A 13,567-nucleotide genomic window follows, 5' to 3' on the forward strand; every position below is an offset into this window, starting at 1 on the left:
CGAAAGGCGGCAATCAGGTGGGCTTTGACCGTTTCGCCGGTCTCGTTGATGCAAGCCTGCAGCACGACAGAGAAGCGGGAATGATCGTCGAGCGCGGTCAGCGGATGCAGCCGGCCGCCCTGCCGCAATGCCACATGGCCTTTGAAGTCCATCTGCCACAGATCGTTGGGGGCGGCATGCTCGAAGCGCCCGAACGGCTTGGCTCCACCCCCCAGCAAGCCCAGCTCGACGCCGTTGCGATGCAGGATCCCGGTCACCGTGGAGGGTGCAGGCGAACCGGTTCCTTCGCGCCGCAGCACCTTGGCGATCTTGCGTCCGCCCCAGGCCGGGTGTGCCCGGCGCATGCCAAGAACCGCCGCCTCGACTGCATCGACGCTGCGCGACGGGCTCGTCGCCGGGCGGCGCGACTGCTCCGCGAGCCCGGCCTCGCCATGGGCGCGATACCGCGCAATCAACTTGTGACCACAAGTGCGGCCGATCCCGAAACGACGACAAAGCGCACTGACATTGCTGCCGTCCTGCGCAGCAAGACGCACAAACTCCAACTTCCCATCCATCACACTGGTGTCCCCAAATGGCATCGCGAACCTCCCGGCGCAAAGCACGCCAAACTGTTCGCGATGTCCTCGCACACCTGTTCGCGATGTCCCCGGTCCAAACAGTGGGGAGACCCGCTGTCATCGTCGTCTTCGCAAATTACGAGCGTGACAAGAATGGCGGAGCGGCGAAAGCTGCCAATCTCCCCACTTGAGGGGGAGATGGCCGGCAGGACAGAGGGGGGCGCTGTCCCGCCTGCCTAAGAAGGTCCGGGCGCCCTCAACCCGCGCGCAAATACCTCGCCAGCGCCACCGCATTGTTGTGCGCTTCATCATGCGCGCCGTAGAGCAGCGTCACCTTGCCGTCGCCAAGCAGTTCACGCAGTTGCGTCACCGCCTCGCCATTGCCGTCCAGCTCGGCGCGATACCGCTTCTGAAAGTCGGCCCAGCGCGCCGGCTCGTGGCCGAACCATTTGCGCAACTCGTCGCTCGGCGCGATGTCCTTCAGCCACAGCGTCAGCGCGGCGTCCTTCTTGCTGACGCCGCGCGGCCATACCCGATCGACGAGAACCCGCTGCCCGTCATCGGAAGCGGGTGGTTCATAGATCCGCTTGACCTCCAGGTCGAAAGCCATCCGACCCTCCGTGCCGTCAGACCCACTCGCCCTTGCGCATCACCGGCACGCGGGCACCGTCCTTGTGGACGCCGTCGATGTCGATCTTGTCCGAGCCGATCATCCAGTCGATGTGGATGAAGCTCTTGTTGCCGCCACGCGCGGCGATCTCGCCCTGGCTGAGCGATGCGCCGTAGACGAAGCACTTGGAATAGCACTGGCCGAGCGCGATGTGGCAGGCGGCGTTTTCGTCGAACAGCGTGTTGAAGAACAACAGGCCGCTGGCCGAGATCGGCGATGAATGCGGCACAAGCGCCACTTCGCCGAGGCGCCGCGCGCCTTCGTCGGTGTCGAGCACCTTCTTCAGCACGTCCTCGCCCTTCGATGCCTTTGCCTCGACGATCCGGCCCTCTTCGAACCGCACCGAAATATCATCGATCAGCGTACCCTGATAGGACAGCGGCTTGGTCGACGAGACATGACCCTCGACGCGCCGCGCATGCGGCGTGGTGAAGACCTCCTCGGTCGGGATGTTGGGATTGCAGGTGATGCCGTTCTTGGCGGTCGAGGCGCCGCCCATCCATTCGTGGCCGTCCGCCAGCCCGACAGTGAGGTCAGTGCCCGGTCCCGTGAAATGCAGCGCGTGGAAATTGTGGCCGTTGAGCCATTCGGTCCGGCCGCGCAGCGCCGCATTGTGCGCCTTCCAGTTGCCGATCGGATCCTCCACGTCTACCCGCGAGGCGGCGAATATGGCGTCGGCGAGCTTGGCCACCGCGACATCGTCGGCGTCGTCCGGAAACACCTGCTTGGCCCAGGCGAGGTCGGGATAGGCGACGATGTTCCAGTTGATGTCGAAGCCGGTGATCTTTTCCAGCGCCGGCTGGTAGGCCATCGAGTTTGCCTTGTTGGCACGTGCCACTTTCGCCGGGTCCTGCGCCGACAACAGCGAGGGATCCTCGCCACGCACGGCCAGCCGCGCCGCATTGTTGGAAAAGGCCTTCGCCATGCCTTCATAGAGCCAGCCGGCGGCGCGGTCGAAACCCGCATCGGCGCCGAAGCGGTAGCGCGCCAGCGTCATCTCGTCGTCGTTGAAGATTGGCGTCACCAGACCGGCGCCGGCCTTGTAGGCATGCTCGACGATGCGCCTGGTCAGCGGCAGGGCCGCGATCGACGAGGTCAGCACCAGATCCTGACCGGGCTGCAGTTGCAGTCCGACCTTGATGGCGACTTCCGCCAGCCTGTCGAGCTTCACCGGGTCGATCGATGCGGAAACGCCGCGCGAATGTGTGGTCATGATCCTGCCTGCCGTCGTTGTTGGATTTCTCAATCTACATAGACCGACGACACTGCGCTTTCCACCGCGATCGCGCCGGTCGGGCGTGCGGTCGCCGATCCGAACTGTGCCATCGTCGCCGCGATCTCCTCCTTGATCCAGGCCTTGAAGTCCCGGACCTTGCGGCTCTCGGTCTTCTCCGCCGAAGTCACCAGCCAGTAACCGAGCCCGCTCTGGGCGCGGATTCCGAATGGCGCCACCAGGCGCCCGTCGGCCAGCGCATCGGCCGCCAGCAATTGCCAGCCGAGCATCACGCCATGGCCGGCAATGGCCGATTCCAGGCACAGCATCGGATCGGTGAAGCGCGCGCCCTTCTGGAAGGTGACGGGTTGGACGCCGGCCGCGGCAAACCAGCTTTCCCAGTTGATCATCGCCCGCTCGTCAGTGATGGCGCATGTCTGGGCAAGGTCCTCGATCGATCTCAATTTCCGGGCGATGTCGGGTGCGCAGACCGGGAAGACCTCCTGCGCCAAAAGCAGTTCTGCCTGCCCGCCCGGCCATTTGCCGCCGCCGAGCCGGATGGCGATATCGATGTCGGAATGGTCGAGATTGGCCAGCCGCACCGAGGCGTCGATGCGCAGCAGCACGTTGGGATGCCGGTCGAAGTGACGCGATAGCCTGGGCAGCAGCCATTTCGAGGCGAAGGCCGGCGCCACCGAAACCACCAATGTGCATTGTGTCGCCTCATCGGCCAGCGCCACCGCCTGGGCCAGCTCACGAAACCCCGCGCCGAGCCGGGTCGCGAACACGGCGCCGAATTCGGTCAGCACAAGGCCGCTCGGCGTGCGCTCGAACAGCGCCTGGCCGAGCTGCTTTTCGGTGCGGCTTATCTGCTGGCTGACGGCGCTGACGGAAACATTGAGTTCGCTCGCCGCCGCTGCGAGCGATCCGAGACGGGCTACGGTTTCGACGGCGCGAAGGCCGTTGAGGTGGATGGGGTTGAGCACGCTCATTTGAGATTTTCTAACCGATTAGGCCGAAATCTCAATTGAAAGACACATCGAAACGGCGGATTTTATAGATGGGAGACCGACCGGCGGAGCCGAAAATGCCAGGGATATTGTCATCGCTGAAGGTCTTGTTCGCCGCGGCCTCGCCGTACGAACCAGGCCGCGAGAGCGACACGCAGAGGTGGCTGATCGATCCGCTTTCGCATCCTGTGCTGAACACCATGTCGGAGCGCGAACTCGGCGATGTGCCGTTCAGGCTGACGGCACGGCGGACCGTGCATGAGACCGCTTCGTTGCACGCCAGTTTCGGCGTGCGCTGCTGAGCGGACGCCGCGCTTTCCAGTTTCAGGACAGGTCGACCACGACCTGGCATTCCGCGGCCGCACTGGCCCAACGGATGGCGGATTGTTTCAGCGATCCCTGCATTTATTGTGCGCTGCAATGACATCAGCCAATTCAACAGCGCTGCGCTACGCCTTCGCCGGCATGATCGCCATGGCCGTCGCCATGGGCATCGGCCGTTTCGTCTACACGCCGATCCTGCCCGGCATGATGGAAGAACTGCATCTGTCGCCGGCCAATGCCGGCTGGATCGCCTCGGCCAACTATCTCGGCTATCTCATCGGCGCGCTTGCCGCTGCGGGCGGCTGGGCGCATGGGCGCGAGCGTCCGCTGATGCTGGTCGGCCTCGGCGCCAGCACCATCCTGGCCGCGCTGATGGGGCTGACCGACGCCATGGCCGTCTTCCTCGCCGTCCGCTTTCTGGCCGGCCTGGCGAGCGCCTTCGTCATGGTCTTCATGGCCAGCATCGTCTTCAGCCACATCGCGGCGGCCGGACGCGGCGACCTGCAGGCGTGGCATTTTGGCGGCGTTGGCCTCGGCATCGCGATCTCGGCGGCGATGATGGCGGTGCTGGTCGCCGAACATGCCGGCTGGGCGGCTGGCTGGTTGTGGTCGGCGGCAATTTCGGCATGCGGTTTCGTGGTCGTCGCGCTGTTGGTGAATGAAGGCCCGCTCGCCGATGCCGAGGCCGCCCGCGAGCCGGCGCTGCCGAAAGACCGGTCGCTGATGAAGATCATTGTCGCCTACGGCCTGTTCGGGTTTGGCTATGTGGTGACCGCGACATTCCTGGTCGCCATCGTCCGGCAAGGCGGAGGCAGCCGTGTTTTCGAGGCCATTGTGTGGATGGTCGCTGGCCTTGCGGGCTTCCCCTCGATCTGGTTCTGGCAGAAGATCGCGGGCTGGATCGGGCTACACGCCGCCTATGCGCTGGCCTGCTTCATCGAAGTGATCGGCGTCATCGCCAGCGTGGCACTTGGCGGATATTCCGGACCGCTGCTTGGCGGTCTGCTGCTCGGTGGCACCTTCATCGCCATCACGGCGTTTGGTCTGCAGGCCGCGCGCCAGCAGGCGCCGAGGGCGCCCCGGCGTGTCTTTGCGTTGATGACGGCATCCTTCGGTTTTGGCCAGATCATCGGCCCGATCGCCGCCGGGCTTTTGGCGCAGGCGTCGGGCAATTTCTTCCTCGCTTCGATCGTTGCCGCGGCCATGCTGCTGGTCTCCGGCGTCATCACATGGTCGGCTGCGCCAAAATCGCCATGATTTGTGGTCTTGCTCTGCGCCGAGCATCGGGCAGGCATTTTCTTTCCCCCTAATGTGTGACCTTATGCCCGCTCAAACCCGCTGATTTGCGCATAGATCGAGGAATTCGCCACAGTGTTCGTATCTTTCTTCCCGCAGCCGAAGCTGTTCTTCACTTCGGCCGCCGTCTGGAGCCTTGCGGCGATCTTGTTCTGGTTTTTCGGAGGTCAGCAACTGGGAGCCCACATCGGCTTTCCGATGGCAGCACCAGGCGCACCACCTATCCTTGGCGTGCCTGTGTTTTGGTCGCCGCCATTCCTGTGGTTTTATATTTATTTCGGGGCAATGCTGGCCATCTTCTACCTGTTCTGGCGCTTCTACGCACCGCACCCCTGGCAGAACTGGTCGATCCTCGTTTCAGCGCTTATACTCTTTTCGACGTACCTAAACGTCGAGATTTATGTTGCGCTCAACAATTGGCGCGGACCATTCTTCGATCTCTTCCAAAAGGCGTTGACTGTACCGGGCTCGGTATCGGCTGCAGAACTCTATAGTCTGTTCTGGGTCTACGCCCTGATCGGCTTGATGTTCATCTCGCTGTTCGTGGTGACCCGTTTCATCGTCAGCCACTACATCTTCCGCTGGCGCACCGCGATGAACGACTTCTACGCACAGAACTGGCCGAGGCTGCGCCACATCGAAGGTGCTTCGCAGCGCGTCCAGGAGGACACTATGCGTTTCTCCACCTCAATGGAGCAACTGGGTGTCGCTTTCGCCGATTCGTTGCTCACGCTGATCGCGTTCCTACCAGTGCTCGATGCCTTGTCCGCGCACATCACCGAGCTGCCGATCGTCGGTTCCATCCCTCATTCGCTTGTGATCGCCGCGTTGCTGTGGTCCTTGTTCGGGACCGTTCTGCTTGCCGTTGCCGGCATAAAGTTGCCCGGCATGGAATTCCGCAACCAGCGGGTGGAGGCGGCCTACCGCAAGGAACTTGTCTATGGCGAGGATGATCCCGACCGGGCCACGCCGCCGAGCCTTGCCGAGTTATTCGAGAACGTACGGCGCTCTTATTTCCGCTATTATTTCCACTACGCCTATTTCAACGTTTTCCGGGCCGGATTCGGCCAAGCAGACGCCATCTTCTCGAGCGTTATTCTTATTCCGACCATCGCCGCCGGCAAAATCACGCTGGGCATATGGCAGCAGATCAGCACTGCCTTCGGCCAGGTTTCTAGTTCGTTCCAATATCTGGTTAGCGCTTGGCCTCAGATCGTCGAACTGATCTCGATCTACAAGCGTCTGCGCGCCTTCGAGGCGACGCTTCTCGGCGAGCCGCTGCCCGATATCGACCAGCGCTATCTGGCAAGGCAGGGTGCCGAGGATCCGGCTTAAGACGATTTCGGTTTGATGTGGAAACGGGTTGGCGGCTCAGCCGCCAACCGACGCCTGTCTCTCGGCGTCGCGTTGCCGCGAAACATAGTCGCGAAAGCTGATGCACTCGACATCCGCTTTGACGCAGACCTCGCCGGCAAATTGCTCCAGCGCGTTCCAGTAGGCGCCGTCATTCATCAGCGTGAAGTGGAAGCCGAGTTCAAGCGGAATGCGCTTACCCTGATATTGCGTGTCAAAAGCGGCGCGAAACGCCTGATAGGTCCGGTTTGCGAACGCGTCCACCTTGCTTGGCCGCTCGAAGCCGCCGGAATGCCTGACATAGAGATTGTAATCCATGGCGATCACCGGCCGTGATTTCGGTCCCTCTGGAATCTGCGGCAGTGAAAAATGCATGATGCCGTTGCTGGCCGTCGGCAAAGCAGGGCCTTGCGAGACGCCGCTGGCGTCGAACTGGTAGCCGGCGTCGGGAAGTGCCTCGTAGAGCGCTTTGCTCGCCGACAGATACGGCGCGCGGAAGCCGGCAACCGCATGCCGCGCGAAATCACGCCAGCCCTTGGGTTCAGGCGCGATGCCGTTGATCGAATAGGCGTTCTCGAGAATGCGTTCGAATGAGCCGAACTCCTTCAGCCAGTCGGCCTTGCTCCAATCCTTGCCGTCGAAATGGCCGCAGGCGTGGCTGGCGATGTCGTGGCCCTCATGGGCGGCGAGGCCGACCTGTTCGAGCCGCTCGGCCACTTCCTGTTTTGAAGCGGCAAAGCCGATGTTGGATTTGCCCGGTGTCTTGCCTGGCGCGGTGTATTCCTTGCGTGTCTCGGGCGACAGGAGGAAGACGCAGGAGACAAAATAGGTGAAATGCGCGCCGGTGCGCTGTGCCAGTGCCCGGCTGCGCTTCCACTGCGAGATGTCGCGGGCACTGTCGAAGGAGACGATGACGACCTGCTTCGGCTTTGCCGGCGTCGGCGCCGCGGGCGGATCGGCCAAAACCGCGCCGGCAGGGGCGAGCAAGGCAAGCGAGAACGCAACAACGCGGGACGAGCGATACATGGGCAGAAATCCGGGCTCCGGGCGGTCAGCAAGCCGGCTATCGCCTAAATGTGGCGCGGGTGCGATTGGGCTTTTCGCCGGTTTGTCCTAAAGGGCAAACATCCGTTTGCCCCGGGAATAGGCGATTTTCCAGCCGAACCCCTTCCATGCCGACAAAATTTCGCTAAAACGCGGGCTCATGAACCGCCCCGGCCCGGGGCAGGAATGGTTTGATTGATGTCCGACGACAGTTTTATCCGTGAAGTCAACGACGAGATGCGCCGCGACCAGGCGCAGAAGCTGTGGGACCGTTTCGGCCCGGCGTTGCTTGTCGCTGCGATCCTCGTGGTGCTCGGCACCGCCGCCTTCGTCGGCTATCGCTACTGGGACGAGACGCGCGCCAACCGCTCCGGCGACGCCTTCTCGCAGGCGCTCAAGCTTGCCAATGACGGCAAGAACGACGAGGCGCTGGCAGCGCTCGATCAATTGGAGAAGGACGGCTACGGCGCCTATCCGCTGCTCGCCCGCATGCGCGCCGCGACAGTCAAGGCAAGCAAGGGCGACGTCGATGCCGCCGTCAAGGACTTCGACGAGGTCGCCGCCGACACCGCCATTCCCCAGGGCATTCGCGACATGGCGCGGCTCAGGGCGGCGCTCCTGCTCGTCGACCACGGCTCCTTCGCCGACGTGTCCAGCCGCGTCGAGGCGCTGACCTCGGACACCAACACGCTGCGCCACACGGCGCGCGAGGCGCTCGGCCTTGCCGCCTGGAAGGAAGGCAAGACACAGGACGCTCTGAAGCTGTTCGATCAGATCGCCTCCGATGACGGCGCCCCGCGCAACACCCGCGAGCGGGCAACGCTGATGTCCGAGCTGATCCGTGGTTCGGGCAATGCGTCGTAAATGCATGTCGCCCAAAAGTGTGCAGCGGTTTTGGGACAACGACATGCATCATTGTAGGACCGTATGACCTTCAAAGTCGCCATCATCGGCAGACCTAACGTCGGCAAATCGACCCTTTTCAATCGGCTGGTGGGAAGGAAGCTGGCGCTTGTCGACGACACGCCGGGCGTCACCCGTGACCGTCGCGTCCATGCCGCCAAGCTCTACGACCTGCATTTCGACGTCATCGATACCGCGGGCTTCGAGGACGCGGCTGCCTCGACCTTGCCGGGCCGCATGCGCGCGCAGACCGAGATCGCCATTCGCGAGGCGGACCTGATCTTCTTCACCATCGATGCCAAATCCGGCCTGCTGCCCGACGACAGGACTTTTGCCGAGATCGTGCGAAAATCCGGCAAGCCGGTCGTGCTGGTCGCCAACAAGGCCGAGGCCAAGGGCGCGCAGGGCGGCATGCTGGAGGCATGGGAGCTCGGGCTGGGCGAGCCGATTCCGGTTTCGGCCGAACACGGCCAGGGCATGCCCGATCTGCGCGATGCGGTGATCGCGGCACTCGGCGAGGCGCGCGCCTTCGGCGAGGACGAGGAAGACGACCAGGAGATCGCTACCGGCGAGGTGCTGATCGGCGAGGACATCGCCGATCCGGACGCCGAGCCTGCCTATGACGACACCAAGCCGATGCGCATCGCCGTCGTCGGCCGCCCGAACGCCGGCAAGTCGACGCTGATCAACGCGCTGATCGGCGAGGAGCGGCTTTTGACCGGACCGGAGGCCGGCATCACCCGTGATTCGATCTCGGTCGACTGGGATTGGCGCGGCCGCCGGATAAAGCTGTTCGACACGGCCGGCATGCGCCGCAAGGCGAGGATTCACGAGAAGCTGGAAGTGATGTCGGTGCAGGACGGCTTGCGCGCCATCCGTTTCGCCGAGATCGTCATCATCGTGCTCGACGCCACCATTCCCTTCGAGAAGCAGGATCTGCAGATCGCCGACCTGATCATCCGCGAGGGCCGGGCGCCGGTGATCGCCTTCAACAAATGGGACTTGATCGATCATCCGCAGGAGCTCCTGGCGGAACTGCGCGAGAAAACCGAACGGCTGTTGCCGCAGGCGCGCGGCATCCAGGCCGTGCCGGTCTCGGCCGAGACCGGTCGCGGCCTCGACAAGCTGATGGATGCGGTACTGAAGACGCACAAGGTGTGGAACAGCCGTGTTTCGACCGGCAAGCTCAACCGTTGGCTTGAAGCCATACTGGCGCATCATCCGCCGCCTGCCGTCGCCGGGCGCCGGCTCAAGGTCAAATATGTCACCCAGGCCAAGACGCGGCCGCCGGGCTTCGTGGTCCAGTGCTCGCGGCCGGATGCGATGCCGCAATCCTATGTCCGTTATCTCTCCAACAGCCTGCGCGAAGCCTTCGACATGCCGGGCGTGCCGATCCGCATCGCGCTGCGCACCTCGGACAATCCGTTCGCCGGCCGGGCCAAGAAACGCGGCTGAGCCTCGGCTCGCCTGATCAGGCCACGGCACGCAAGCCCGCATCCTTTGTCCGCGTCGTTTCCGGCAGCGCCTGCCGCGCCGCCTCCAGCAGGATGTCGCCGAGGCGGGCCGCCACCGGCTCGGGCTCGGCATCCCTGCGATGCAGCAACAGCGCCATCTTGGGCAGCGCTGGCAGCCCGGCGATCTCCGGCGTCATCGCGCTGACGCTGGCCGGCAGGCCGATATCCGTGCGGATCGTCAGCCCCAGCCCCGCGGCGACCGCCGCCCAGATGCCGCCAAGGCTCGGGCTGGAGAAGGCCATGCGCCAAGGCAGGCCGGCACGGTCGAGCGTTTCGGTCGCCACCGTGCGCAGCAGGCAGGGCGCTTCGAGCGCTACCAGCGGCAGCGGCTCACCGTCGTGCAGGCTGGTCGCGATGCGCTTTGCCGGACCGATCCAGCGCATTTGAACATCGGCGACGTGCTGGCTGTAAGGCAGCGTCTCCCCGCTGTGCCAGGCCAGCGCGATGTCGAGACTGCCGGACATGACCCTTTCGGCAAGCTCGTGGCTGCGTGCGATCCTGGCTTCGATCTTGACCTTGGGGTGGGCGCGGGCGAAGCGGCCGAGCACTTCGGGCAGCACCGCCTCGCCGAAATCCTCCTGCAGGCCGAGCCGCACCCAGCCTTCCAGCTCGACGTCGTGGATGGCCGCAGCCGCTTCGTCATTCAATTCGAGCAGCCGGCGCGCATAGCCGAGCATGGTCTCGCCGGCCTCCGTCAAGGCGAGGCCGCGTCCCGACTTGCGAAAGATCGGCGTCGCCGCCTGCTCTTCCAGTTTCTTCAACTGGGCGCTGACCGCCGAGGTCGAGCGGCCAAGCCGGTCGGCCGCCTTGGCGAAGCTGCCCAGTTCCATGCCGGTGACGAAACTGCGGAGAACGTCGAGGTCGAATGTTACGCGTCGCATGCCATTGTCCCAAATTTTCGAATCGAATGTCAAAAACTTCCTGATTTTAAGGACTGATTTATGGCGGTAGATAGAACCCGTCAAGGTCGGCAGCGCTGGCCACCACGGGAATAGAACCATGTCCGCCATCGTCGACTGCGCCGATCAACAGCCAGCACAAATCCTGAAAGACAGGGCCGCCGGGCCTGCGGGGAGGGTATTCGGTCCCGGTCATCGCTGGAAGGTTCTGGGCATCGGCGTCGCCGCGAACGCCAGTTTCTCGGCGACCTTCTCCGGCATACCGGCAACGGCCGTCGTGCTTCGCCAAGGCTACCATTTGAGCAATGCGCAACTCGGCGTGGCGCTCAGCCTTCTCGGGCTGGGGGTTGCGCTCAGCGAGCTGCCATGGGGCCTGCTCACCGACCGCTGGGGCGATCGCCGCGTGCTTCTGATCGGGCTCGGCGCGACGGCTGCATGGCTGTTTGCCATGGCGATGCTCGTCGTGCCGACCAGAACCGGCGTCCCCGATGTCACGCTCCTGTCGGCGAGCCTGCTCTTCGCGGGATTGCTCGGCGGCAGCGTCAACGGTTCGAGCGGCCGCGCCATCATGGCCTGGTTCCGGGAAAGCGAACGCGGCTTTGCCATGAGCATAAGGCAGACGGCGGTGCCGCTTGGCGGCGGCCTCGGCGCACTGGTGCTGCCCTCGCTTGCCCTGGCGTTCGGCTTTGCCGCGGTGTTCGGGCTGCTTGCGGCGGCGTCCGCTCTGTCCAGCCTGTTCGCCTGGCGCTGGCTGCACGAGCCGCCGGCGCAGGACCACGGAAATGTCGCTTCGACGGCTGTGGCCGGACCGGCACCATTGCGCAACATCGAAGTCTGGCGCATCGCCACCGCCATTGGGCTGCTGTGCTTCCCGCAAGTGGCGGTGCTCACCTTCGCCTCGGTGTTCCTGCACGACTTCGCCGGGCTGGGAACGGCAGCGATCAGCGCCAGCCTCGCCGCGGTGCAGACCGGTGCCATGGTCATGCGCGTCTGGAGCGGCCGCTTCACCGACCGCCATGGCAACCGCCGCCGGTTTCTGCGCTCATGCAGTGCGCTCAGCGCGCTCGCCTTCGTGATCCTCTGGGTGCTGGTCCTGGTCAGCCCCGCCATGCCTGGCGGCCAATCCTTCCTGATCGCTGTCCTTCCCCTGGTGCTGATTGTCGCGGGCATCTCGGTTTCGGCCTGGCATGGCGTTGCCTACACCGAGCTTGCCACGCTGGCCGGCGCCGGCCATGTCGGAACAGCACTCAGCCTAGCCAACACCTTTGTCTTCGTCGGCTTCTTCCTGGTGCCGGTGGCCATTCCCGGGCTGCTGCATCTCTGGTCATGGTCGGGCGTCTGGCTGTCGGCCGCGATCTGCGCGCTGATCGCCTGGCCGATCTTCCTGCGGCAAACTTGAGGAACGCCTGCCGCAAAACCGCCCGACTTCGGCGCCACGACCCTGAGGAGACTGGGACAACCCGATCGATCCCGTTAACGTCCCATCAAGGTTAATGCATCATTTTGCTCTCCAGTGGGGTCAGTAGCGTTCCTGGAGAGAGTTCCGTGCATCGACGTCTGTTGAAGCGGCTGGCAGCCGTCGCCGGTGAGAAAAAACGCAGCCTCGTGTCTCCGTTCATCATCGGTCTCGGCATCTGGATCGGCTTCCCGACCGTCGCCGCCTACCAGGACATGACAAGCCTTGTGTCCGGCCTGGAAGCGCCCACCGCGCGCTGGAATTCCTACGTCGAAAAATCGGTCGCCGGCTCGGTTCACGCAGCCGAGATGCCATTCATCGATTCCGACGTCACCGGTTCGATCTCCGGATCTGGTGTTCATCTGGCCGGCGTCGGCAACGTGTCGTTTCGCGGCAAGGGCGGCAAGGTCAGCGCCACGCCCGACGAGGCTCGCGTCGTGCGCGCCGACAAGAAGGGCCGCATCGTCCAGGTCTCTCCCGTTGCCCCGCCGAAGAACTTCAACGCAGGGTCGATCTTCCAGCGGACCTCATCCTTGATGCGGCCCAGCATGGACAGCGACCTGAAGATGGCCTTCGCCAAGCCGCAGATCAAAGGCAAGGAGATCCAGATCGCGGCCGCCTTCCATGCGCGTGAGGACAAGAAGCCCGATCCCGGCGTGCCGACCATGCTTGCCGCCCTGGTCAACAACGATCATCCGGATGTGCTGGCGACGGCCTATGCGCAATCCGAGCCGGACTATGCCAAGGCCTCGCCCTTCGAAGCCCTGCTGCAGGACGAGCAGCCCAACAGCGGCCGCTTCATCCCACCGATGGTCAAGGGTGACCACTCGTGGATCCAGAACCCGCTGCCTGAGAGCGTCTTTTCCAAGCCGGAGCAGAAATGCCTGGCCAACGGCATCTACTTCGAGGCGAGGAGCGAATCCGTGCGCGGTCAGGCTGCCGTCGCCCAGGTCATCCTCAACCGCGTCCGCAACCCGGCCTATCCGAATTCGATCTGCGGGGTCGTCTACCAGAACGACAGCTGGTTCAATCGTTGCCAGTTCTCATTCGCGTGTGACGGCAGGAAGAAGCGCATAGACAGTCCTGCCGCCTACAAGACCGCCCAGGACATCGCCATGGCCGTCACCGCCGGCAAGATATTCATCCCGGAGGTCGGATCGTCGACCCACTACTACGCCCAGTACGTCCATCCCGGCTGGGCGCGCACGATGCAGAAGATGACCAAGATCGGCCTGCATATCTTCTACCGCACCTATAGTGGCGGCTGGAGCTGAGTGGCGTCGGTCGCCGGTCTTTTTCGGGCAGCCATGCGATCGATCAGGGAG

At 63.9% G+C, this 13,567-nt stretch carries 13 protein-coding genes; 7 read left to right on the top strand and 6 right to left on the bottom strand.

All coding sequences use genetic code 11. The annotated features are described in order from the left end of the window. The 4 genes from LB577_RS13205 to LB577_RS13220 all read right to left on the bottom strand — a co-directional run. Window positions 1–581: helix-turn-helix domain-containing protein (locus tag LB577_RS13205; RefSeq protein WP_224687020.1), on the bottom strand; the 581-nt coding region annotated here is incomplete at its 3' end. A gap of 235 nt (window positions 582–816) precedes the next feature. Further along, the gene (locus LB577_RS13210; RefSeq protein ID WP_224687021.1) at window positions 817–1,170 is read right to left on the bottom strand and encodes a DUF488 domain-containing protein; all 354 of its coding nucleotides are present in this window, start codon (window positions 1,168–1,170) and stop codon (window positions 817–819) included. Window positions 1,171–1,186: 16 nt separating this feature from the next. Next, window positions 1,187–2,443 carry an aminopeptidase gene (locus tag LB577_RS13215; protein ID WP_224687022.1) on the bottom strand — a complete coding sequence of 419 codons (1,257 nt, stop codon included), beginning with the start codon at window positions 2,441–2,443 and terminating at the stop codon, window positions 1,187–1,189. Window positions 2,444–2,472: 29 nt separating this feature from the next. Next, entirely contained in the window at window positions 2,473–3,435 is a 963-nt protein-coding gene (locus LB577_RS13220; RefSeq protein ID WP_224687023.1) for a LysR substrate-binding domain-containing protein, read from the bottom strand. Window positions 3,436–3,530: 95 nt separating this feature from the next. On the opposite strand from LB577_RS13220, the gene LB577_RS13225 reads away from it, so the two are divergent. The 3 genes from LB577_RS13225 (at window position 3,531) to sbmA (ending at window position 6,408) form a co-directional block, all read left to right on the top strand. Further along, entirely contained in the window at window positions 3,531–3,755 is a 225-nt protein-coding gene (locus LB577_RS13225) for a hypothetical protein (protein WP_224687024.1), read from the top strand. Between the two features lie 118 nt (window positions 3,756–3,873). Next, window positions 3,874–5,034, top strand: a complete 1,161-nt coding sequence (locus tag LB577_RS13230; RefSeq protein WP_224687025.1) for a YbfB/YjiJ family MFS transporter — start codon at window positions 3,874–3,876, stop codon at window positions 5,032–5,034. A 114-nt stretch (window positions 5,035–5,148) separates the two neighbouring features. Beyond that, window positions 5,149–6,408: a peptide antibiotic transporter SbmA gene (gene sbmA, locus LB577_RS13235; RefSeq protein ID WP_224687026.1), complete on the top strand. Its 1,260-nt coding sequence runs from the start codon at window positions 5,149–5,151 to the stop codon at window positions 6,406–6,408. Between the two features lie 36 nt (window positions 6,409–6,444). On the opposite strand, the gene LB577_RS13240 is transcribed toward sbmA, so the two are convergent. Next, window positions 6,445–7,452 carry a polysaccharide deacetylase family protein gene (locus LB577_RS13240; protein WP_224687027.1) on the bottom strand — a complete coding sequence of 336 codons (1,008 nt, stop codon included), beginning with the start codon at window positions 7,450–7,452 and terminating at the stop codon, window positions 6,445–6,447. A gap of 216 nt (window positions 7,453–7,668) precedes the next feature. Between LB577_RS13240 and LB577_RS13245 the strand changes: the two genes are divergently transcribed. Continuing rightward, window positions 7,669–8,334: a tetratricopeptide repeat protein gene (locus LB577_RS13245; RefSeq protein WP_013896729.1), complete on the top strand. Its 666-nt coding sequence runs from the start codon at window positions 7,669–7,671 to the stop codon at window positions 8,332–8,334. A 63-nt stretch (window positions 8,335–8,397) separates the two neighbouring features. Continuing rightward, complete coding sequence (gene der / locus LB577_RS13250) at window positions 8,398–9,828, top strand: ribosome biogenesis GTPase Der (RefSeq protein WP_023764553.1); 1,431 nt, start codon at window positions 8,398–8,400, stop codon at window positions 9,826–9,828. A gap of 16 nt (window positions 9,829–9,844) precedes the next feature. Here der and LB577_RS13255 read toward each other — a convergent pair whose 3' ends face one another. After that, window positions 9,845–10,768 carry a LysR substrate-binding domain-containing protein gene (locus LB577_RS13255; protein WP_224687028.1) on the bottom strand — a complete coding sequence of 308 codons (924 nt, stop codon included), beginning with the start codon at window positions 10,766–10,768 and terminating at the stop codon, window positions 9,845–9,847. Window positions 10,769–10,886: 118 nt separating this feature from the next. Between LB577_RS13255 and LB577_RS13260 the strand changes: the two genes are divergently transcribed. Continuing rightward, complete coding sequence (locus LB577_RS13260; RefSeq protein WP_224687029.1) at window positions 10,887–12,185, top strand: MFS transporter; 1,299 nt, start codon at window positions 10,887–10,889, stop codon at window positions 12,183–12,185. Window positions 12,186–12,331: 146 nt separating this feature from the next. Further along, window positions 12,332–13,516, top strand: a complete 1,185-nt coding sequence (locus LB577_RS13265; RefSeq protein WP_224687030.1) for a cell wall hydrolase — start codon at window positions 12,332–12,334, stop codon at window positions 13,514–13,516. Window positions 13,517–13,567: the final 51 nt, after the last annotated feature.

The sequence above is a fragment of the Mesorhizobium sp. B283B1A genome, from assembly GCF_020165735.1.
Classification (GTDB): domain Bacteria; phylum Pseudomonadota; class Alphaproteobacteria; order Rhizobiales; family Rhizobiaceae; genus Mesorhizobium; species Mesorhizobium opportunistum.

What these genes read in the sequence shown, in the direction of transcription:
- LB577_RS13215 (WP_224687022.1), bottom strand. Translation starts at nt 2,443, where the DNA reads ATGACCACACATTCGCGCGGCGTTTCCGCATCGATCGACCCGGTGAAG.
- LB577_RS13210 (WP_224687021.1), bottom strand. Translation starts at nt 1,170, where the DNA reads ATGGCTTTCGACCTGGAGGTCAAGCGGATCTATGAACCACCCGCTTCC.
- LB577_RS13225 (WP_224687024.1), top strand. Translation starts at nt 3,531, where the DNA reads ATGCCAGGGATATTGTCATCGCTGAAGGTCTTGTTCGCCGCGGCCTCG.
- LB577_RS13255 (WP_224687028.1), bottom strand. Translation starts at nt 10,768, where the DNA reads ATGCGACGCGTAACATTCGACCTCGACGTTCTCCGCAGTTTCGTCACC.
- LB577_RS13230 (WP_224687025.1), top strand. Translation starts at nt 3,874, where the DNA reads ATGACATCAGCCAATTCAACAGCGCTGCGCTACGCCTTCGCCGGCATG.
- LB577_RS13240 (WP_224687027.1), bottom strand. Translation starts at nt 7,452, where the DNA reads ATGTATCGCTCGTCCCGCGTTGTTGCGTTCTCGCTTGCCTTGCTCGCC.
- LB577_RS13220 (WP_224687023.1), bottom strand. Translation starts at nt 3,435, where the DNA reads ATGAGCGTGCTCAACCCCATCCACCTCAACGGCCTTCGCGCCGTCGAA.
- der (WP_023764553.1), top strand. Translation starts at nt 8,398, where the DNA reads ATGACCTTCAAAGTCGCCATCATCGGCAGACCTAACGTCGGCAAATCG.
- LB577_RS13260 (WP_224687029.1), top strand. Translation starts at nt 10,887, where the DNA reads ATGTCCGCCATCGTCGACTGCGCCGATCAACAGCCAGCACAAATCCTG.
- LB577_RS13245 (WP_013896729.1), top strand. Translation starts at nt 7,669, where the DNA reads ATGTCCGACGACAGTTTTATCCGTGAAGTCAACGACGAGATGCGCCGC.